Consider the following 20,061-nt stretch of genomic DNA (forward strand, 5'->3'; position numbering starts at 1 on the left):
CTCGTTCTAACTAAAATTGTATCCGCTAAAAAATCCTTGTTTTTATGTACAAATATTTATTCATTTTCGGCCTGTTTTTTTCTTCGTTAGCTTGTGCGCAATCTACCTATACTGCTGGACAAGTTGAAAAAAGTACAGATCCACAAGTTATCGCTAATTTCATTAAATTCAATCCAACCCATCCCAGAACTCCAGAATTTAAAAGAAAGTTATTGGCAGTAATCAATAATGATAAATCACCTGCTCAAAAGGCTGCAGTGGCAAAACCTACCGTGAAAGCCATTAATACAGAAAAATTGGAAAAGGCGGTTAACCGAGGCAATGCAAAAGGAGAATCTTCAGAAAAAAATAAAAGAACTGCCGAATTGCTTACGCATATTTTCAGTAACGATGTTTCCGGAACTACTGCGTATGTGCAGATTATCAATAAATCGAAGTGTAATTTGATCGTAAAAATCAGCGGAAAAAAATTCTACAATTTAGATGTTCCTGCTCGCAATCAGAACTTTGTTTTAGTTGATAAAGGAAATTATATTTTGACAACTTCCGTTTGCGATGCGAAATATTCTTCCAGCAAAAACATCAACAAAGATATTGTTGTAACCCTGAATCCTCCCAAATAAAAAGGATTTTTCTTATTTTGGAAAGTGATGAAAATCTTTGGTCAGTTCCAAATATTCCTCACTATAAACGCGGGGAGATTTTTCAATCGTAAATTCTTCTTCTAAAATCTCTTTTTGATCAAAACCAAATTCGAGAATTAACCGCTTAGGTGAAGAATTTTTGATGCCAAAAATCTGAACTTTTCGGGAAAGAAAGAGCTTGTTTTTGTGACAAATTTCAATAAATTCAACGCCAGATTCAGCTGGAATAATCACCGACAATTGGCCTTTTTTTGATAATTTTTCAGCAGATTTTTCAATTAAATTTTCAAAGGTAAGTTCAGTTTGTTGTCTTGCCAAAATATCTTTTCCCGAGGAATTTTCTTTAAAATAGGGCGGATTTGAAATAATTAGATCAAATTTGTTTCTTGATTGAAAGTTTTTGAAATCCTGCAATTTTGCCCCAAGTCGCTCATGAAAAGGAGATTTATTGAAATTTTCTTCTGCGAGATTCACGGCATCTTTGCTGATGTCTAAAGCAAGAATTGTTGCGGTGACATTTCTTTGAGCCAACATCATCGCCACTAAACCAGTTCCTGTTCCTACTTCCAGAATTTTTTGCGCGTTTTCTACCCTTGATAAAGCGCCCAGTAAAACACCATCAGTTCCTACACGGAAAACGAGTTGTGACTGATTGATGCTGAAGTTTTTAAACTGGAAAATTTTCATCTAGGAATTATACATTACAAATTGGTTGGAAGTAAAATCGTAAACGTTGTTCCATTTCCCACGACCGATTTTACTGAAATTTCACCTTTATAATCTTCAACCATTTTTCTCACCATCGTTAAACCAAGTCCTGTTCCGCTTGTTTTTGAGGTGAAATTAGGCTCAAAAATGCGATCATATAAATCCTCGGAAATTCCGATTCCATTGTCTTCAACAGTTATGATTATTCGTTTTTGGCGTTGTTCCAAATCAACATTTATGATGTTTTCACGGTCGTCGTGGCGTGCTTGTCTCGCGTTTGCAACAAGATTTGTAACAATTCGGGATAAATATATTTTATCCATTTTAATCATAATATTTTCAGCGTTTGCATGAAAATAAATTTTTTCGTCACTAAAAATATTGATGATGTTTTTTATTTCCCGGTTAAGATTGAAAACCTTGTTGTTTTTTTCGGGGAGCTGTGCAAACTGGGAAAAAGCGCTTGCAACTTTCGCAACCAAATCAATCTGATCTGCAATAGTTTTGCTCAAATGTTTTACTTTTTCTCTAATTTCGGGATCATTGGGATCAAATTTTCGCTCAAAATTTTGAATGGTCAATTTCATCGGTGTTAATGGGTTCTTCACTTCATGTGCGACCTGTTTTGCCATCTCGCGCCACGCTTCTTCTTTTTCCTTGAAACTGAGGCGCTCCTTCTGTTCTTTGATCTGAAGAATCATTTTGTTGTAGGCTTTCACCAATTGACTTAACTCATCACGCTCATAATAGCGAATTGCTTGTGGATCTTTATCGAAAAGAGTAATTCGGTTAATTAATTCTGAAAATTTGGTCACTGCTTTGGTTAAATTGTTAGAAATAATCCAACTTAACCAAATTGCAAATGCGATGATAAATAAATTGACGATTAAAATGTAATTCACATACTTGTTGAACACATTAAAATAGGATCCATCATTATGATAAAAAGGAAAATATACAATTGCAATGGGTTCCAGCATATTGTTTTTGAGAATCATGTAAGACGAGGTGATGTTCGCATCGGTCTTTTTATCGTATTTCTGAAAATCAACTCTTCGATCACTTGTGAGAACTTGATTGACAATAGAAAGCGGTATTTTTTTCTCCGCCAAAAGATGGCTGTCTTTGTTGGAAATTAAAAGGTTTCCGTTCAAATCATAAATCACGATATCCTGATTATTGGTATCAGCGATTTCGAAAATTTCATTGTTTAAAATAGTGGATAAATCTGCCGTTTCTACTTGAGTGTGGCTCACTCCATAATCCAATGCAGACATCATCGATTCCGAATTTTTCTGCATATCTGTGCGGCTTTGTTCTACCGCATTATTTTTTAAAATAAAGAAGGAAAGAATAGAAGAAGCTAAAATACTAAGCAGACAGATGAGCATAAACCCACCGAATACTTTGTTTCTTAAGCTATAACCTTTGTATTTAGAGAACGACATTTTTTTTCATCAATTTTGTTACATATTTACCAATGATGTCGAATTCGAGGTTAACCATTTCACCAATTTTTAAATTTTTCATATTGGTAAATTCCCATGTGTAGGGAATTATTGCAACTGCGAATTGACCTGTATTACTTTCGGCAACCGTCAAACTTATTCCATTTACCGTAATTGAACCTTGAGGAACGGTGGTAAATTCGTAATTTTCATCGTATTGAATGGTAATTAGATAACTGCCTTCCTTATCTTCAATATTTTTTACCGTGCCGGTTTTATCAACATGACCTTGAACAAGATGTCCGTCAAGTCTTCCATCGAACTTCAAACAACGTTCCAAATTCACTTCAGTTCCTATATTCCATTCCTTAAGGTTGGTTTTTTCTAAAGTTTCTGCAATGGCGGTTACGCTGTATTGATCATCTGAAATTTCAACGACAGTAAGGCAACAACCGCTGTGCGCTAAACTTTGATCAATTTTTAATTCTGCCGTAAATGGGCAGCTTAAGGTAATGTGAATGTTTTCTGCGCGTTTTTCAATTTTTTCAACGATAGCAGTAGCTTCAATAATTCCTGTGAACATAAAATAAAGTTTTTTGGTGAAAAATTGTAAGTTTAGAAATAAAATGACATAGTTATTTCTATTTTCCTAAATTTGTGAAATTCTATTAATTTTCAAAGATAATTAAAAATGAGTCCGAAACAGCATAAAGTAAGAGTGGGAATTTCAATTGGAGATTTCAATGGCATTGGTCCCGAAATCATCATGAAAGCTCTAAAAGATAAAACAATTACCGATTTTTTCACTCCAATTATTTTTGGTTCTGGCAAGTTGTTTACCTATCAGAAAAATATTTTTAAACTGAATCACAACTTTAATTATATCACCGAAACTTCGCAAGCGCAAAGTGATAAAATCAATATGGTGAATCTTTGGAAAGATAATGTGAACGTAGATTTGGGAAAACCGACGGAAGAATCTACCAAAATGGCAATCGATTCATTGGAAGCGGCAACAATGGCTCTCATCAATGGCGAAATTGATGTTTTGGTTACGGCGCCCATCAATAAAGAAGAAATGATGAAAAATGGTTTTGTTCACGCAGGACATACTGGTTATTTGGAAGAAAAATTTGGTAAAAAAGGATTAATGTTTTTGGTCACTGATGATTTAAAAGTTGCAGTATCTACCCATCATATTCCAATTGTTCAAGTCGCTGAAAATATTTCGAAGGAAAAAATAAAAAAACAAATCAAGATACTTAACCAATGTTTGATTGAGGATTTTCAAATAGAAAGGCCAAAAATAGCGGTTCTAGGTTTAAATCCGCATGCAGGAGACGGTGGTGCGATTGGGAACGAAGAAATTGAAATCATCGAGCCTGCAATTCGTGAATTGTTCGAGAACGGGATTTTAGCTTTCGGACCTTTTCCGGCAGATAGTTTTTTCCAGCCCAATAAGTATAAAAATTACGATGCGGTTTTAGCGATGTACCACGATCAGGGTTTGGCTCCATTTAAAACTTTGGCTTATGAAGAAGGGGTAAATTTCACTGCGGGATTACCATTTATCAGAACCTCACCCGATCACGGAGTTGCTTATGATATTGCGGGAAAAAATATTGCAGATGAACAAAGTTTTAGCGAGGCAATTTTCATGGCAATCAAAATTTTCAAAAACAGATTAGAGTATAACGATTTGATGAACAGCAGGATGCGACCAAGAAGAAACAATTCTTCGCATGTTGTAGACGAAGATTTACCACCCGAAAAGAATCATTAAAAATAAGAAAATAGTAATTCTGCAATATTTGTTTTGAAAATCATTTGTAATATTAAAAAATTTGCATATTTTTGCACACTCATTTTATGGACAGACTAAGAAACTACGATGTCGTGTTTTCGGGACTGAAAAACGGAAAACACCAATTCCAATTTGAGATAGATAAGAAGTTCTTTCAACTTTTCGATACGGAACAGGAATTTACAGAACCACAGATTGTTGCTGATGTTTTAATGGAAAAACACACAACTTTCTTAGAATTTTGGATTAAAACTGAAGGTACGGTTAATCTGATTTGTGATCTCACAAATGACCATTTTGATCATCCTTTAGAAAACGAAATGAAGGTTTTGGTAAAATTCGGAGAAGAATATGATGACAGTGAAATTTATGTAATTACAATTCCAAGCAAAGACCACGCATTCAATATAGCGCAGTTGATTTATGAAAATGTAATGTTATCGATACCAATGAAAAAAGTTTCTCCGCATATTTCTAAAGAAGATTTAGAAATATTAGAAAAATTCAGTCCGAAAGTAGAAATGGTAGAAGAACCGAAAAGCGACCCGAGATGGGAAGCATTGAAGCAATTAAAAGATAATAATAAATAGTTTAAAATGATGAGGATTGAGCAATCAACGACTCATCGCTCATCAAATTAAAAATATAAGAAATGGCACATCCTAAAAGAAGACAATCCTCAACAAGAAGAGATAAGAGAAGAACACACTACAAAGCAGTAGTTCCTCAATTGGCAAAAGACGCAACTTCAGGTGAAATGCACTTGTACCACAGAGCACATTGGTCTGATGGAAAAATGTATTACAGAGGCAAAGTTGTAATGGAAAAAACAGCAGAAGCTACAGAAGAAAACTAGGCCTAAAAATTAGATAAACTTCGGTTTTATACTAAAACCACTCGATTTTTTCAATTTTGAGTGGTTTTTTGTTGTTTTTTAGTATCTTTGGCATTATAAATAAATACCAATTATATGGACATTAAAGACATACAGAATCTTATTAAATTTGTGTCTAAAGCGGAAGTTTCCGAAGTAAAATACAAAACTAAAGATTTCGAAATCACCATTAAAACTCCACTTGGAGGAAACGAAATGACGTATATGCAGCAACCTGCTGTTTATCATTCTGCACCACAGCAACACGTTTCGCAGGCACCTGCTCAAGTTTCTGCACCGGTTGCAGATGCACCTGCAGCAGCAAATGTTTCTGATGATAGCAAATTCGTTACCATTAAATCTCCAATGATTGGGACTTTCTATAGAAAACCCGCTCCAGACAAGGACGTTTTTGTAAATGTTGGCGACGAAGTTTCTACTGGTAAAGTAGTTTGCGTTATCGAAGCAATGAAATTATTCAACCAAATCGAATCTGAAATTTCAGGAAAAATCGTGAAAATTTTGGTAGACGATATGACGCCTGTAGAATACGATCAGCCTTTATTCTTAGTAGATCCTTCTTAAAAAATTTTAAATTATAAATTGTAGATTTTAAGTGAAATTTCATTTAAAATAATTTAAAATTCAGAATTTAAAATTTAAAATATCAAAAAGATGTTCAAAAAAATATTAATAGCCAACCGCGGTGAAATTGCAATGCGGATTCTTCGTACCTGCAAAGAAATGGGCATTAAAACCGTTGCGGTTTATTCTACTGCTGATAAAGACAGTCTTCACGTACGTTTTGCAGATGAAGCAGTTTGTATCGGTCCTCCTGCGAGTAAAGATTCTTATCTGAAAATTTCAAATATTATTGCAGCTGCAGAGATTACCAATGCAGATGCGATTCATCCAGGATACGGATTTCTCTCAGAAAATTCAAATTTCTCCAGAATTTGCCAGGAAAACGGAATTAAATTTATTGGCGCAACTCCAGATCAAATCGATCGAATGGGAGACAAAGCCAATGCAAAAGCGACCATGAAAGAAGCCGGCGTTCCTTGTGTTCCCGGATCTGAAGGTTTGATCGATGGATATGAACAAGCTGCAGTTTTAGCTGCAGAAATGGGTTATCCTGTCATGATTAAAGCAACAGCAGGTGGTGGCGGAAAAGGAATGCGCGGTGTTTGGAAAGCGGAAGATCTTCATGAATTATGGGATTCTGCAGTTCAGGAAGCAACTGCTGCTTTTGGAAATGGCGGAATGTACATGGAAAAACTGATTGTGGAACCGCGACATATTGAAATTCAAATTGCGGGTGATCAATACGGAAAAGCTTGTCACTTATCGGAAAGAGATTGTTCTGTACAGCGTAGAAATCAAAAATTGACAGAAGAAACACCTTCACCATTTATGACGGATGAACTTCGTGAAAAAATGGGCGCTGCTGCAGTAAAAGCTGCAGAATATATCGCGTATGAAGGAGTAGGAACCATCGAGTTCTTAGTGGATAAAGACCGCAATTTCTATTTCATGGAAATGAATACCAGAATTCAGGTAGAACATCCGATCACAGAGCAGGTTGTTGATTATGATTTGATTCGCGAGCAGATTCTATTAGCTTCGGGAACCGCAATTTCAGGAATTAACTATTTGCCAAAACTTCATTCAATCGAATGTAGAATCAATGCAGAAGATCCTTTCAATGATTTCAGACCTTCACCAGGAAAAATTACAGAATTGAATATTCCCGGAGGACATGGAATTCGTGTAGATACTCATGTTTACTCAGGTTACACGATTCCGTCTAATTACGATTCGATGATTGCGAAGTTGATTACCACTGCACAAACACGTGAAGAGGCGATCGCAAAAATGAAACGTGCATTAGAAGAATTTTACATTGAAGGCGTGAAAACGACCATTCCTTTCCATAGACAATTAATGGAAAATCCTGATTATTTGGCAGGAAATTACACTACAAAATTCATGGAAGATTTTGTGATGGATAATAAATTTAATTATTAGAAGTTTTTTTACTTTATTTATAGATGCCTCTTTTTTGAGGCATTTTTTGTTTTATAAAATTTCGATTATTATCATTAAATTTGTAAAAAGTAAATTTATGTCAGAAATAGAAGTCTTAAAAAATTCTCAATATTATATTGATTTAGAAAATCAACACGGCGCTCATAACTATCATCCACTTCCCGTGGTTTTAGAAAAAGGAGAAGGTGTTTATGTTTGGGATGTCGAAGGAAAAAAATACTATGATTTTCTTTCCGCTTATTCTGCGGTGAATCAAGGTCATTCTCATCCAAAAATTTTGGCAGCATTAATTGCACAGGCGCAAACTTTAGCTTTAACTTCCCGTGCTTTTTACAATAATGTTTTAGGTCCTTACGAAAAATATGTTACTGAGTATTTTGGGTTTGATAAAGTTTTGCCCATGAATACTGGCGCCGAAGCTGTAGAAACCGCCATTAAATTATGTCGAAAATGGGCTTATGAAAAAAACGGCATTGAAGAAAATGAAGCAACAATTGTGGTTTGTAAAGGAAATTTTCATGGTAGAACAACCACCATTATTTCTTTTTCAGATGATGACAACGCTCGAGATAATTTCGGTCCATACACTGGTGGATTTGTAAGTATTCCTTACAATGATATCAAAGCTTTAGAAGAAGTAGCGAAAGATAAAAATGTCATCGGATTTTTGGTAGAACCTATCCAAGGTGAAGCCGGAGTTTACACACCAGATGAAGATTTTATTGCAAAAGCGCAAGAAATTTGTCATGCTAATAATATGTTATTTATCGCAGATGAAGTTCAAACCGGAATTGCCCGTACTGGAAGTTTATTGGCAGTTTGCGGAAATTGTTCTTGTGAAAATCAATGCGAACGACAATTGACCTATACCAAACCAGATATTTTGATTTTAGGAAAAGCACTTTCCGGCGGAGCTTATCCAGTTTCTGCAGTTTTAGCAGATGAACACATTATGGAGGTTATCAAACCTGGTCAACATGGTTCTACATTTGGGGGAAATCCTATTGCTGCGAAAGTAGCAGTTGCTGCGCTGGATGTAGTTGCGGAGGAGAATTTAATTCAAAATGCACGTCGATTAGGGAATTTATTCCGACAAGAAATGAATCGCATCATCGAAAAGACAGATTTAGTTGTAAAAGTTCGGGGGAAAGGTTTGTTAAACGCAATCATCATCAATGATACTCCAGAAAGCGAAACCGCTTGGAATCTTTGTGTAAAGTTGAAAGAAAACGGATTACTCGCAAAGCCAACACATGGAAATATCATTCGTCTTGCGCCACCTTTGGTTATTACAGAAGAGCAAATTTTAGAATGTGTAGCCATTATCGAGAAAACGATTATGGAATTTAAGAAGTAGATTTTTTTAAGATCGCTTCATAAAATTGTAGATAATTATTGGACATCACTTTATAATCATATTGTTTTGTCCAATTTTTTATTTTTAAGGATATTTCTTCTTTATTTTCCCCGTAAAATTTCATTTTATTTTTAAAGAATTCCGCCATTATTTGAGGCTCGAAATTTTCAAAATAAAAAGCAACATCACCACCAATTTCCGGAAGACTTGTAAAAGTCGACAGAAAAACCGGTTTCCCAAAAGCCATCGCTTCAATGGGAGGAATACCAAATCCTTCCGCAATGCTTGGGTGACACATCGCACTACAGTTTTGAATAAGCGCATATTTTTCCTCTTCAGAAACATTTTTTAGAAAATGAACTCTGTCTTGCAAATTCAACTCTTTTATTCTGTTTCGTAAATTTTCCGCGTACGGATTTCTTTCGTCTGAAGCGATCAATACCAAATCTTCATCAATGAAAGGAAGCATTTCTATTAAAGAAAGCTGATTTTTTTTATCGAACAAAACGCCAATATTCAGGATGTATTTTTTTTGATTAAAAAATGAAAATTTCTCCAAATCATACATTAGATCTTCGGGAAGTTCCACGCCATTATGAATGACGACGATCTCCTTTAATTTATTAAACGTAAGAAGGTGTTTGTTTTCCAGCACATCTTTTTTAGCATACTCTGAAATACAAACTAAATAATCTGTGTTTTTCAGATTATTGTTTACTTTTCGCAGCATTTTCCTTTTCTTCTTTTCTGAAAGATTTTCATGTAGAAAATTGAGATCGTGAAGGGTGACTACTTTAATTGATTTTTTATAATTCTTTTGAAAGTAAGATGACAATTGATGGCTTACGTGAATAATGTCGAAACTGGAACTAAAATTTTCATAAAATTTATACCAATTTTTCCACTCAATTTTATTGGAAAGTTTAAAGTCTAAGGCTGAAAAATCCCCAAAATAAGTAATGTCAAATTGTTTATTTTTATTCTCAGAACCTTTTGCCAGATTCCGGAAAACATTGGCAATCCCGGAATATGGATAGCGAAGACGTTCTAGATCGAGAAGTATTTTTTTCTTCATTTGAAAATTTTATTCATAAGAGCTTCCTCTAATTTTGGATCGTGATTATTCTGAAAATAGGAAATCGCTTCATTTTTTGTTCGATCGTAAAAAATTTGATCTGTTAATAGCCGATTAATATCTTCGGCGAAAATTTTCGGATCATCGCTGACTAAACATCCGTTTTCTTTTTTATTCACCAATCCGTCAACACCTCTTCTGTTCGTAACTACTGGAATTCCATAAGAAAGTGCTTCGATGACCTTGATTTTAATTCCTGTTCCGCTTAACATAGGACAAATTGCAACTCTGGAATTTCTATAAAAATCATCAAGATCATCAACCATTCCATATTTAACTACATTTTCGTAGTCGCCTATCTCGCTGCAGATCCTTCCAATAATATGAATTTTTACATCTCTTAAAAAAGGCAAAACTTCTTTCAGAAACCAATTGATTCCTGCAATATTATGTGGGTTTTTACTTGCAACGTAAATTACATCATAAGTTGCAGTCCTTTTTTCTTTATTAAAATTTAAAGGGAAAGAGACCGGAATTAAAGTCACTTTTTTATCGGTAAACTGTTCGAAAATATATTCCTCTTCCACTGAATAGGTCCAGATCTCATCAAATTTTCTTAGGATCTGTATCTCATTTTGAAAGAGTTTTCCAATTTTATCGGTTTTTTTTCTGCTTTGAGCTGTAATGAAATCATGGGTGTCAATAATTAGATAAGGACCTTTTGAAATGCCATCTATGACTTGTGCCCATGAAGCATAACTGATTATTATGATATCGTACTTTTCTTTATTAATAAAATTTTTAACCTTATTTCTTAAAATAGGATTTGTAATATCGATAGAAGTACCTTTTAATAATTTCGGAATAATATTAAGAAGTTTATATTGAAAAAATGCTTTTAATTTATTGGTTTTTGACCCTTTTCGATTAATAAGATGAAGATTGACGTTAGGGTATTGCGATACAAATTTTTCTTTATTGATCTCGTCCCAATCTCCCCAATCTCCGATAGAAAGAAAATCTACGTCATAATTTGATGATAGTCTTTGCAGATAGTGCAGCATTTGACTGGCTCTTGTTAGATTACCCGCTTTTCCCGAAACAGGATTGTCGGGCATGAAATATAAAATTTTCTTCTTCATATCGATTATTAACGTAAAGATAATAATTGGTTGATAGCTTCACAAATTTGTTTTTGAATTATATTATATTTGTCCTTTAAAACGATTCAAACTACCTCCCGAAAAATGTTTTCAAATGATTAAAGCCGGCTTTTTGATTGCCTACGATTACCATTTTATTTTTAATTCTTTACCTCAGATTTATCCTTTTGTTGACGAAATTGTTCTCGCCATTGATGTCGATCGGAAAACCTGGATGGGAAATGATTTCGAGGTTTCGGATGATTTTTTTGAAAGAATCGAAGACCTTGACGTGGATCATAAAATAAAAATTTATGAGGATCAGTTTTATATAAAAGGCGAAAAGCCCATGGATCTCGAAACTCGGGAGCGCAACATGCTTTCAGATTTTATGGGAGACGACTGCTGGAAAATGCAAATTGATTCAGATGAATATTGCTTAAATTTTCAGAAGGTTATTTCCTATTTAAAGAAAAATCAGTTTCTGTTAAAAAAATCAGCGCCTGAAGTTAATTTTTTGCCGGTTTGGATCACTTTGTTTAAGCAAAATGAAAGGGGATTTTTTATCATAAAACCCTGCACGGAAAACTTCAGCATGATTTTTAATCGACCAAAGTATAAATATGCAAGAAATTCTGAAGGATTGGATCTGAAGATTGACTATCAGGTTATTCATCAGTCATGGGCAAGAACTGAAGAGGAAATTCTTACAAAAATCCAAAATTGGGGGCACGCTCACGATTTTAATGTGGAATCTTTTTACGGAAAATGGGAAGCGCTCAATGAAAATAACTATAAAGAATATTTTGATTTCCATCCAATTTACAAAGGTTTTTGGGAAAAATTAGAATTTATAGAGGCGAAAAATATAACTGAACTTTTAGAAAAATTAGAGCAGACAACGAATTTGCAGCCAATTAAAGTGAGTTCAAAATTAAAAAAGCTACGGATGAAAAGCTTTCTAGGAATTTAATTTTTGGAACTCCCCTTCCAAAACTGCTTTTACCTGAGTGGTGAAAAAAGAGAAATTTTTTTTAGTATTTCCCTTAAATCCTAAAAATCTTTTCTGTGCTTCGTAAAGATAACTTTTAATCAAAGATTTGTGCGGGATTTGATAGAGTCTGCACATGTAAATTCGGTTTCTTGTCATATAAAACTGGTAAAAATCACCTTTATCACTCATTTCATGATAAGCTACAACATTGGTAAGAATTGCCTGTTTATACTTAGGATATTGTTTTAGACGGTAACACCATTCTGCCTCTTCAAAATACATGAAGAAATCTTCTCTCATTTTCCCGAGAATCTCAACTGTTTCTTTTTTGAACATGAGTGCGCTTCCATTTACATAGTCGATTCGATAGTTTTTTTCCGAAGAATTTACTTCTTCGACATTTCTTCCATAATGAAGATGATCAGATTCAAAACACTTTTCTGGCTTTAAAATTCCACCATCTGAAAAGATAATATTTCTATCGTATTTGTCACAAATTCTTGGGCCGACGAAAAGCAGTTCTTTTTCATTCGAAATAGTTTCGTACAAAGTGCTGATCGTTTTTAAAGGAATTTCAATGTCAGGATTTAGGATGAGAAAAACGATCTTTCCATCATTGATTGCATGGGCAATTGCGATGTTATTTCCTTTCGCATAGCCTCCATTTTCGGGAGATTTAATAAAATTAAGATTATTTTTTTGACTAAAATCTTCGAGGCTTTTTCGGTCTTCAATTTTAGAATGGTTATCTATTATATAAAATATTGATGAAGAAATTCCTTCAGCTATTAATTGAGTTACTTGGTTTGCTATTTTACCTGCTGTATTATAATTGAGTATAATGATCGCAAGATTTCCCAAGCTATTAGTTTCTTTCATAATCATTGTTAAATCTTTCAATATCGTCTTAAGTAAATTAAATTCCTGTTTGTACCTCGGAAAAACTAAAGGTTAAGTTTACTACTTAATTCGGAGTTTAATCAATTTACTAAATCAATGCAATCAATAGTGTTATAAAATTTTTTTACTGATTGTTTCCTATTGTTTTAAAGTATTTCTCCAGTACCAGTAACGAAGTTAAACGCTCAACGCCTTTATTAAAAAACTGCGCACAATGCTCATGAGCGTTCTGAATAATTTCAGCACATTTATCCGGATGTTGTAGAAAAAAATTAAGTTGTTCTTCTAAATTCGAAAAATCGTCTTTAATTTCGATGTAATGTTTTCCCGCAATCAATTTACCTTCCATAAACCAAGTCTCCATTGTGGGTTTGGGCATTACTGCTATTGAATTAGAAGACATGATCCATTTTAAATTTGTGGCAACATCGTTCCCTTGCAAACTTAAAATAAACTTATAATCAAGGTGTTCTTCTATTGATATTTTTGGTTTTTTCCATTCATTATTTTCATAATCATTGGTCTGACCTAAATTACATAATGCATGATTGAAATATTTGGTGTAGAAATCGATTCTGTTTTTTTGATTTCCAAAAATTGCTCCTCTTCCAATTAAGAAATCTTTTTTCTGCTTAAATTCTTTATCGTTTGAAACCCAGATAAAATGTCTGGCTTTATCAAGATTTAATAAAATACTGTTCTGATTATTGTCGGCAATTGGGCGACTTTTAACAATGCTTGGCGTTGAGGGAATGTCAGTAATATCACCAAACAAAAAATTAATTGGTTGTGATTTAGGGAAATGTTTTGCAAATTGATAAGTATCAAAATAATAAGATTTTGGTGTTTTGGGCTTTTCCAAATCCTTAATTGTTACTCCAGCTATAATCGTCCTTCTTTCATTTAATTTATTATAATAGGAAACCCGTTGGTCAACTTTGCTTAATTCCTCCGCTGTTAGTTTTTTCTTTAACTGATTAATTTTTTTAGAAAATTCTTGAACCGGAAATCGACTGATAATCAATCCTTCAATATAATATGAAAGTTTATTTTTTTTAAGAATTTTCAGCATTGTAATCTATCTTTCATAATCATCATCTAACCTCACAATATCATCTTCCCCAAAATATGTTCCGGTTTGGACTTCAATAAAAACCACGGGTTCCGAACTTCTATTTTCGATACGGTGTTTTGACCCCAAAGGAATATGAATACTTTCTCCATATTTCAATTGGTGTTCGATCTCATTTAGAACTACAACAGCTTCTCCTTCTATAATAGTCCAGAATTCCTGGCGATGATGGTGATACTGATAAGAAAGTCTTTGCCCTGGATTCACTTCAATTCTCTTTAATTTATAATTCGGCTCATCTGCCAAAACATAATATTTTCCCCAAGGTCTCTCGCCGATTTCTAACATAGTTGTATTATTTACCTGCAAAAATAAGTAATTTTATGCAATAGGAAGATTCGAATTTTCCGCCCGTTGAAAAAGATCAGGATGGGATTGCTTTCATTGGTTAAAACAATGGGATTTAAGAGATGAATGGAGGAATTTTTCTTTAAATTTGCAACTTAAAATTTTAAGGAAAATGAGCAAAGTAAGAGTGCGTTTTGCGCCAAGTCCAACCGGACCTTTACATTTAGGAGGAGTAAGAACTGCTTTATATGATTATCTTTTTGCGAAGAATCAAGGTGGTGATTTTGTATTGAGAATTGAAGATACCGATACCGCAAGATATGTAGAAGGTGCCGAAGATTACATTATGGAAGCCTTAGAATGGTGCGGAATTGTTCCGGATGAAAGTCCTAAACATGGTGGCAAATTTGCACCTTACCGACAAAGTGAAAGACGAGCTATTTACGACAAACATTTAGTCGAACTCCTAAAAAGCGATTACGCCTATTTGGCATTCGATACCACAGAAGAATTGGACGAAATCCGAAATGAATTCGAGAAAAAGGGAGATGTTTTTGCGTACAATTATATCACCCGAAATCGTTTGAAAAATTCGTTGACCCTTTCTAACGAAGAAGTACAAAAATTAATTGAAGAAAAAGTTCCCTATGTAGTGCGATTTAAAATGCCGGTTGACCGAATCTTAAATCTCGAAGATATCATTCGTGGTAAATCAGCGGTTAACACCAATACTTTAGATGATAAAGTTTTAGTAAAAAACGACGGAATGCCCACTTACCATTTTGCCAATATTGTAGATGATCACGAGATGGAAATTTCTCATGTTATTCGCGGCGAAGAATGGTTGCCTTCACTCGGATTGCATTACTTACTCTATGAAGCAATGGGTTGGGAACGACCAGAATTTGCTCATCTATCATTAATTTTAAAACCGGAAGGAAAAGGAAAACTCAGTAAAAGAGACGGCGATAAATTTGGTTTCCCTGTTTTTCCTTTAAATTTTAAAGATCCGGAAACGGGAAATATTTCCAAAGGATACCGAGAAGAAGGTTATTTACCGGAAGCTTTTATCAATATGGTTGCACTTCTGGGATGGAGTCCTGCAAACGACAGAGAGATTTTAACTTTGGATGAAATGACCAAAGAATTCGATTTAAATAAGGTTCATAAAGCGGGCGCAAGATTTAATAAAGAAAAAGCAGAATGGTTTAATCACGAATATTTGAAAGCGAAATCAGTAGAAGAGGTTTTGCCACTATTAAGAAATGCAGAAGGATTAGATTTGATCAACTGCAGCGACGAAAAATTACTGAAGGTAATCTCATTAATGCAGGAAAGAGCTACTTTCGCTACAGATATTTATAAAGAAGGAGTTTTCTTTTTCGAAGCACCTACGCAATACGACGAGAAAGCAGTGAAAAAAGCTTGGAATGAGACCGCAAGTGGCGTGATGAATGACTTTACGCTTCTATTAGAAAACGTAGATTTCGAGTCTGAAAAGTTGAAACAGAGTATTCATGATTTTGCAGAAAGCCAAGGATTGGGAATGGGAAAAGTAATGATGCCGTTGCGTTTATGTTTAGTCGGAGAGCTGAAAGGTCCCGATGTTCCAGATATCATGCAAATTCTTGGAAAAGAAGAGACTATTGCCAGAATAAAAAATGCAGTGAATAATATTCATTAATTTTCTATTATTTTTCCTAAATTTGAAAGATTAATTCTTAATTAAAAAAATGGAGTACTTAAATTTTGAACTTCCGATAAAAGAACTGATGGATCAGTATCAAACTTGTTCATTAGTAGGCGAAGAAAGTGGAGTAGATGTGAAGCTTGCTTGCTCGCAAATCGAAGATAAAATTATAGAAAAAAAGAAAGAAATATATCTTAATCTTACGCCTTGGCAAAGAGTACAGCTTTCTCGACACCCAGATCGTCCCTATACTTTAGATTTTATCAAGGGAATTACCGATAAAGATAGTTTCCTAGAATTACACGGTGATCGTAATTTTGCAGATGATCCAGCAATGATTGGTGGTTTAGCAACAATAGACGGACAAAGAGTAATGATTATTGGAACTCAAAAAGGTCGCACAACCAAAGAAAGACAACACCGTCGATTCGGTATGAGTAATCCAGAAGGATATAGAAAAGCGTTGCGTTTGATGAAGCTCGCAGAGAAATTTAAGATTCCTGTAATTTCTTTAATTGACACTCCAGGAGCTTATCCTGGTTTAGAAGCAGAAGAACGCGGACAAGGTGAAGCGATCGCTAGAAATATTTTTGAAATGACCATGCTCAAAACTCCCATTTTTGTTTATATTATCGGGGAAGGAGCAAGTGGTGGTGCTTTAGGAATTGGTGTTGGTAATAAAGTGTACATGCTTGAAAACACTTGGTATACCGTAATTGCGCCGGAAAGTTGTTCATCAATACTTTGGAGAAATTGGGAACATAAAGAAGATGCAGCAAATGCCCTAAAATTAACCCCTCAAGATGCATTAAATGAAAAGTTTATCGATGGAATTATCGAGGAACCACTTGGTGGAGCACAATATGAACCACAAGTTGCTTTCGAACATTTGAAAGTTTCTATTTTACAAAATATTAAAGCCTTTTCGAAATTTACTGGGAAAGAATTAGAAACCCAACGGCAAGATAAATTTATCGCAATGGGTCAATTTAAAGGGTAAGAATATTACTTTTTAGCGTAAAGAAAAATCCTGTAATTATAAGTTACAGGATTTTTTATGTTTGAAAATATATTTTTTAATTATTCAAAAAGTTCAGCAGTATCTAAAACCGTTACTTTTCCGTCTTCGCATCGAATTGCTTCCCCCGGAAAATTTTGAATCATGTGATAATCATGTGTTGCCATCACTACAGCCGAATTATTTTCGAAAGCCACTTGTTTCAAAAGTGTCATAATTTCATTTGAAGTTTCCGGGTCTAAGTTTCCTGTAGGTTCATCTGCCAAAATCACTTCTGGATGGTTCAATAATGCTCTTGCAATGGCAATACGCTGTTGTTCGCCCCCAGAAAGTTCATGCGGCATTTTGTGTTTTTTGGATTTCATTCCTACACTGCCGAGAACTTCATTGATCCGGTCGTCCATTTTTGTTTTATCTGTCCATCCTGTAGCCTCTAACACGAATCTCAGATTTTTTTCAACAGTTCTATCTGGTAATAACTGAAAGTCCTGAAAAACAATTCCTAATTTGCGTCTCAAATTGGGAACGTCAGAAGTTCTTAGTTTTTCCAAATCAAATCCAGCCACGCTTCCTTGGCCAGAACTTAATGGAATATGTCCGTAGAGTGTCTTCAATAAAGAGCTTTTACCAGAGCCTGTTTTGCCGATGAGGTAGCAAAATCTCCCTTTTTTTATATGAAGGTTAACTTCATTTAAAACAGTGAAGTTTTTCTGTGCGATTTTCGCATTGCTTAGATGTATTACATCTTGACCGTCTTGGGAAGAATGGGGCATATTTTTTTTCGATTGAAGTTGATTAAATGAAACGTTCTATAAAAACAGACCAAAAGTAGAGAAAACTTTCTTTTTCTGCTAAATATTGGCAAAATTTAACAAACAAAAAATGCCTGAAAAATTACTTTCAAGCATAATTGTATATGATAATTTGAGGAGATTATCTCTTAGCGCGCTGTGCACTTACAGTTAAACTCTTTCTGCCTTTTGCTCTTCTCGCTGCCAAAACTCTTCTACCGTTTGGTGTTGACATTCTTTCACGGAAACCGTGTTTATTTCTTTTCTTTCTTTCCGATGGTTGAAATGTTCTCTTGCTCATTGCTAATATTTTAAGTAAAAACTATATCTTATTTTTCAGATTGCAAATATAGGAAACTTTTTATTTTCTACAAACTATATCTTTTAATTTTATAAAGAAAAAGAGATTTACCCGTTACAAGTAAATCCCTTCCACAATTCAAAACCTTCGATCTTTATTTTTTTATGAACTTTGTCGTCATTTTATTTCCGTTTTTATCATTCATTTGAAGAAGATAATTCCCTTTTGGTAATCCTTCCACATTTATTTGATTTTCAGAAGTTTGTACTGGAACGAGTTTGCCACTTGAATCGTAAATTTTAGCCTCATTTGCTTTCATTCCATTTACAAAAAGTACTGTTTTGACTGGATTTGGGTAAATGGAAATACTTTTTCCTCCTGATTCTGCAGTTTTTAAAATACCTCCACAGTTTGATGAGAAGATATCAAGCGAATAATCTGCACTAAAAGTACTATTGGCAGTTGTTTCATTAATTACGATCACCATTGTTGAATTTGCGGGCATTGTAAGGTTCATTGTTGCCACGGTACTTCCAACACTGCTTGAACCTGAATCCCCCATATAATTTAGGGCGATATTCGCAGGGTTAAAATTACCAGTGTAGGCTACCAAATGAAGTTGATAGGTGGGATCGAGGTTGGTTAAATTTACGGTTACGCAATTGGTACTCGACATTGTATTTTGTATCGTATAAGATTTATAATGAAAAGCACCGGCAACCGCTGGACTCGGATAAGGTTTTGTGGTTCCGCATACGGAGGGATTTGCGTCTCTAAAAAGTCTTGTGTTTTCTGTAGCATCTGTATTGATAATTCTAGATACAAATGTTTTACAAGCAGCCGCGGCAACGTTAGATTCAGTACCATCAAGACTGAACTGAAGATCTTTTAGTTGACTTGGGATACAAACCGATCCACTGTTCCATACCGTGTTACAAGGTGTTCCAAAGCCGTTTCCTGGATTTGTCCATGCATAAGGTGAACCTAAAGTTGTGCTTGCAGTATAAGTTTCCCAATACCATTGTCCGCCACCTACAAAATCGAGTACTGCCTGTACAGAAACCCAATATTTTCCTGCCGCAAGTGTCAATGGAGAAGCAAGAGGTAAAGTGGGACTCATAGAGCCTGCCGCAAGAATCACATTTTCTGTCCGAATGATGGTTCCTGGCAAATTTGCTGCAGTGTTGGTGTAAAAAGTTATCTTGTAAGAGGTAGGATAAACAGGTGAAGCTGAAGATCCTCTAACAAAGACAGTACTTACTTGCCACATTTTTCCTGCAGGAACTGTAAAATCGTCTGCCGCATTTGAACTGTACTGAGTATTTGCAGCTTCAAACTGTTGCGAAGTAATGGTGTTTGTGGTGATAAGCGGAAATTGGCCGTATAAAAGTGGTTCAATAAGATTTTGCGCATTAAATGCGGCATTGTAAGCAGCCAAAGTTGCGTACGGTTTCGAAGGGGTGCTGTAAACAACTGGTGGTTGTTCTGCTGCTTTCTCGATATCTGAGATTCGGTTGGTTTGCGAATAAAAAAGCAAATTGCACGTTGTGAGCAAGAATAGCGTAATTTTTTTCATGACATTTATTTTTTTTGGTTAAGAAAATTTTATTAATACTGTTATATAAATTTTTGTCTTGAATGAATTATAAAAAAATGAAGTAGACTAAATACCAATGAATTGCGAAGTATTTTTTAGTCTTAGTTTGAGCCTCTTCGAATATTGGTATGTCAAAATTCCTGCTTTTTATTGAATATTTATACTGTGAAATCACCCTTTTTTGACCGGTAAAATCACCCTTTTTATTAGGGTGATTTCACCCAATTCCTCTACGAAAAAATTCCACGG

Annotated in this window: 21 protein-coding genes; 10 read left to right on the top strand and 11 right to left on the bottom strand. The window is 34.6% G+C overall.

The annotated features are described in order from the left end of the window. Positions 1–44 precede the first annotated feature (44 nt). The gene (locus BW932_RS03160; RefSeq protein WP_076385273.1) at positions 45–623 is read left to right on the top strand and encodes a DUF6759 domain-containing protein; all 579 of its coding nucleotides are present in this window, start codon (positions 45–47) and stop codon (positions 621–623) included. 12 nt (positions 624–635) lie between these two features. On the opposite strand, the gene BW932_RS03165 is transcribed toward BW932_RS03160, so the two are convergent. The 3 genes from BW932_RS03165 to BW932_RS03175 are packed head-to-tail and all read right to left on the bottom strand — an operon-like array spanning position 636 to position 3,383. Continuing rightward, the gene (locus BW932_RS03165; protein WP_076385275.1) at positions 636–1,331 is read right to left on the bottom strand and encodes a tRNA1(Val) (adenine(37)-N6)-methyltransferase; all 696 of its coding nucleotides are present in this window, start codon (positions 1,329–1,331) and stop codon (positions 636–638) included. A 14-nt stretch (positions 1,332–1,345) separates the two neighbouring features. Beyond that, the gene (locus BW932_RS03170; protein WP_076385277.1) at positions 1,346–2,800 is read right to left on the bottom strand and encodes a sensor histidine kinase; all 1,455 of its coding nucleotides are present in this window, start codon (positions 2,798–2,800) and stop codon (positions 1,346–1,348) included. After that, positions 2,787–3,383 (bottom strand): riboflavin synthase, encoded by a 597-nt coding sequence (locus BW932_RS03175; RefSeq protein ID WP_076385279.1) that lies wholly within the window; start codon positions 3,381–3,383, stop codon positions 2,787–2,789. The genes BW932_RS03170 and BW932_RS03175 overlap by 14 nt, the downstream gene beginning before the upstream one ends. Positions 3,384–3,491: 108 nt before the next feature. Here BW932_RS03175 and pdxA point away from each other — a divergent pair, with 108 nt between their 5' ends. From pdxA to rocD, 6 genes are all read left to right on the top strand, one after another. Continuing rightward, a complete protein-coding gene (gene pdxA, locus BW932_RS03180) occupies positions 3,492–4,583 on the top strand; it encodes a 4-hydroxythreonine-4-phosphate dehydrogenase PdxA (RefSeq protein WP_076385281.1) in 1,092 nt (363 codons plus the stop codon). Between the two features lie 86 nt (positions 4,584–4,669). Further along, positions 4,670–5,194, top strand: coding sequence for a YceD family protein (locus BW932_RS03185; protein WP_076385283.1), 525 nt, complete (start codon positions 4,670–4,672; stop codon positions 5,192–5,194). Positions 5,195–5,256: 62 nt separating this feature from the next. Next, on the top strand, positions 5,257–5,460 hold the full coding sequence (gene rpmF, locus BW932_RS03190) for a 50S ribosomal protein L32 (protein ID WP_076385285.1): 204 nt from the start codon (positions 5,257–5,259) through the stop codon (positions 5,458–5,460). A gap of 114 nt (positions 5,461–5,574) precedes the next feature. Beyond that, complete coding sequence (gene accB, locus BW932_RS03195) at positions 5,575–6,063, top strand: acetyl-CoA carboxylase biotin carboxyl carrier protein (protein WP_076385287.1); 489 nt, start codon at positions 5,575–5,577, stop codon at positions 6,061–6,063. A gap of 90 nt (positions 6,064–6,153) precedes the next feature. Then, complete coding sequence (gene accC / locus BW932_RS03200; RefSeq protein WP_076385289.1) at positions 6,154–7,506, top strand: acetyl-CoA carboxylase biotin carboxylase subunit; 1,353 nt, start codon at positions 6,154–6,156, stop codon at positions 7,504–7,506. A gap of 97 nt (positions 7,507–7,603) precedes the next feature. After that, a complete protein-coding gene (rocD, locus tag BW932_RS03205; RefSeq protein WP_076385291.1) occupies positions 7,604–8,884 on the top strand; it encodes an ornithine--oxo-acid transaminase in 1,281 nt (426 codons plus the stop codon). On the opposite strand, the gene BW932_RS03210 is transcribed toward rocD, so the two are convergent. After that, a complete protein-coding gene (locus BW932_RS03210) occupies positions 8,874–9,959 on the bottom strand; it encodes a glycosyltransferase family 4 protein (protein ID WP_076385293.1) in 1,086 nt (361 codons plus the stop codon). The genes rocD and BW932_RS03210 overlap by 11 nt on opposite strands. Continuing rightward, on the bottom strand, positions 9,956–11,101 hold the full coding sequence (locus BW932_RS03215; RefSeq protein WP_076385295.1) for a glycosyltransferase: 1,146 nt from the start codon (positions 11,099–11,101) through the stop codon (positions 9,956–9,958). Before BW932_RS03215 ends, BW932_RS03210 begins: the two co-directional genes overlap by 4 nt. 115 nt (positions 11,102–11,216) lie before the next feature. Between BW932_RS03215 and BW932_RS03220 the strand changes: the two genes are divergently transcribed. Then, positions 11,217–12,074: a hypothetical protein gene (locus BW932_RS03220; protein WP_076385297.1), complete on the top strand. Its 858-nt coding sequence runs from the start codon at positions 11,217–11,219 to the stop codon at positions 12,072–12,074. On the opposite strand, the gene BW932_RS03225 is transcribed toward BW932_RS03220, so the two are convergent. From BW932_RS03225 to BW932_RS03235, 3 genes are all read right to left on the bottom strand, one after another. Further along, positions 12,063–12,980 (bottom strand): glycosyltransferase, encoded by a 918-nt coding sequence (locus tag BW932_RS03225; protein WP_084566422.1) that lies wholly within the window; start codon positions 12,978–12,980, stop codon positions 12,063–12,065. The two genes, BW932_RS03220 and BW932_RS03225, sit on opposite strands and share 12 nt — an antisense overlap. A gap of 139 nt (positions 12,981–13,119) precedes the next feature. Continuing rightward, the gene (locus tag BW932_RS03230; RefSeq protein WP_076385476.1) at positions 13,120–14,064 is read right to left on the bottom strand and encodes a glycosyl transferase family 90; all 945 of its coding nucleotides are present in this window, start codon (positions 14,062–14,064) and stop codon (positions 13,120–13,122) included. 9 nt (positions 14,065–14,073) lie between these two features. Beyond that, positions 14,074–14,415 carry a phosphomannose isomerase type II C-terminal cupin domain gene (locus BW932_RS03235; RefSeq protein WP_076385299.1) on the bottom strand — a complete coding sequence of 114 codons (342 nt, stop codon included), beginning with the start codon at positions 14,413–14,415 and terminating at the stop codon, positions 14,074–14,076. A gap of 172 nt (positions 14,416–14,587) precedes the next feature. Here BW932_RS03235 and gltX point away from each other — a divergent pair, with 172 nt between their 5' ends. Then, positions 14,588–16,099: a glutamate--tRNA ligase gene (gene gltX, locus BW932_RS03240; protein WP_076385301.1), complete on the top strand. Its 1,512-nt coding sequence runs from the start codon at positions 14,588–14,590 to the stop codon at positions 16,097–16,099. 49 nt (positions 16,100–16,148) lie between these two features. After that, a complete protein-coding gene (locus BW932_RS03245) occupies positions 16,149–17,105 on the top strand; it encodes an acetyl-CoA carboxylase carboxyltransferase subunit alpha (protein ID WP_076385303.1) in 957 nt (318 codons plus the stop codon). Between the two features lie 80 nt (positions 17,106–17,185). Here the strand turns inward: BW932_RS03245 and BW932_RS03250 are convergent, their stop codons facing one another. The 3 genes from BW932_RS03250 to BW932_RS03260 all read right to left on the bottom strand — a co-directional run bounded on the left by BW932_RS03250 (position 17,186) and on the right by BW932_RS03260 (position 19,791). Beyond that, entirely contained in the window at positions 17,186–17,896 is a 711-nt protein-coding gene (locus BW932_RS03250) for a cell division ATP-binding protein FtsE (RefSeq protein WP_076385305.1), read from the bottom strand. A gap of 160 nt (positions 17,897–18,056) precedes the next feature. Next, complete coding sequence (gene rpmH, locus BW932_RS03255; protein ID WP_076385307.1) at positions 18,057–18,215, bottom strand: 50S ribosomal protein L34; 159 nt, start codon at positions 18,213–18,215, stop codon at positions 18,057–18,059. A 154-nt stretch (positions 18,216–18,369) separates the two neighbouring features. Further along, on the bottom strand, positions 18,370–19,791 hold the full coding sequence (locus tag BW932_RS03260; protein WP_076385309.1) for a T9SS type A sorting domain-containing protein: 1,422 nt from the start codon (positions 19,789–19,791) through the stop codon (positions 18,370–18,372). Positions 19,792–20,061: the final 270 nt, after the last annotated feature.

This window comes from Kaistella chaponensis, assembly GCF_900156725.1.
Lineage (GTDB): Bacteria > Bacteroidota > Bacteroidia > Flavobacteriales > Weeksellaceae > Kaistella > Kaistella chaponensis.

What these genes read in the sequence shown, in the direction of transcription:
- BW932_RS03245 (WP_076385303.1), top strand. Translation starts at nt 16,149, where the DNA reads ATGGAGTACTTAAATTTTGAACTTCCGATAAAAGAACTGATGGATCAG.
- rpmH (WP_076385307.1), bottom strand. Translation starts at nt 18,215, where the DNA reads ATGAGCAAGAGAACATTTCAACCATCGGAAAGAAAGAAAAGAAATAAA.
- BW932_RS03220 (WP_076385297.1), top strand. Translation starts at nt 11,217, where the DNA reads ATGATTAAAGCCGGCTTTTTGATTGCCTACGATTACCATTTTATTTTT.
- BW932_RS03235 (WP_076385299.1), bottom strand. Translation starts at nt 14,415, where the DNA reads ATGTTAGAAATCGGCGAGAGACCTTGGGGAAAATATTATGTTTTGGCA.
- BW932_RS03260 (WP_076385309.1), bottom strand. Translation starts at nt 19,791, where the DNA reads ATGAAAAAAATTACGCTATTCTTGCTCACAACGTGCAATTTGCTTTTT.
- BW932_RS03170 (WP_076385277.1), bottom strand. Translation starts at nt 2,800, where the DNA reads ATGTCGTTCTCTAAATACAAAGGTTATAGCTTAAGAAACAAAGTATTC.
- pdxA (WP_076385281.1), top strand. Translation starts at nt 3,492, where the DNA reads ATGAGTCCGAAACAGCATAAAGTAAGAGTGGGAATTTCAATTGGAGAT.
- BW932_RS03225 (WP_084566422.1), bottom strand. Translation starts at nt 12,980, where the DNA reads ATGATTATGAAAGAAACTAATAGCTTGGGAAATCTTGCGATCATTATA.
- BW932_RS03250 (WP_076385305.1), bottom strand. Translation starts at nt 17,896, where the DNA reads ATGCCCCATTCTTCCCAAGACGGTCAAGATGTAATACATCTAAGCAAT.
- gltX (WP_076385301.1), top strand. Translation starts at nt 14,588, where the DNA reads ATGAGCAAAGTAAGAGTGCGTTTTGCGCCAAGTCCAACCGGACCTTTA.
- rocD (WP_076385291.1), top strand. Translation starts at nt 7,604, where the DNA reads ATGTCAGAAATAGAAGTCTTAAAAAATTCTCAATATTATATTGATTTA.
- rpmF (WP_076385285.1), top strand. Translation starts at nt 5,257, where the DNA reads ATGGCACATCCTAAAAGAAGACAATCCTCAACAAGAAGAGATAAGAGA.
- BW932_RS03185 (WP_076385283.1), top strand. Translation starts at nt 4,670, where the DNA reads ATGGACAGACTAAGAAACTACGATGTCGTGTTTTCGGGACTGAAAAAC.
- BW932_RS03160 (WP_076385273.1), top strand. Translation starts at nt 45, where the DNA reads ATGTACAAATATTTATTCATTTTCGGCCTGTTTTTTTCTTCGTTAGCT.
- BW932_RS03210 (WP_076385293.1), bottom strand. Translation starts at nt 9,959, where the DNA reads ATGAAGAAAAAAATACTTCTCGATCTAGAACGTCTTCGCTATCCATAT.
- accB (WP_076385287.1), top strand. Translation starts at nt 5,575, where the DNA reads ATGGACATTAAAGACATACAGAATCTTATTAAATTTGTGTCTAAAGCG.
- BW932_RS03215 (WP_076385295.1), bottom strand. Translation starts at nt 11,101, where the DNA reads ATGAAGAAGAAAATTTTATATTTCATGCCCGACAATCCTGTTTCGGGA.
- BW932_RS03175 (WP_076385279.1), bottom strand. Translation starts at nt 3,383, where the DNA reads ATGTTCACAGGAATTATTGAAGCTACTGCTATCGTTGAAAAAATTGAA.
- BW932_RS03165 (WP_076385275.1), bottom strand. Translation starts at nt 1,331, where the DNA reads ATGAAAATTTTCCAGTTTAAAAACTTCAGCATCAATCAGTCACAACTC.
- accC (WP_076385289.1), top strand. Translation starts at nt 6,154, where the DNA reads ATGTTCAAAAAAATATTAATAGCCAACCGCGGTGAAATTGCAATGCGG.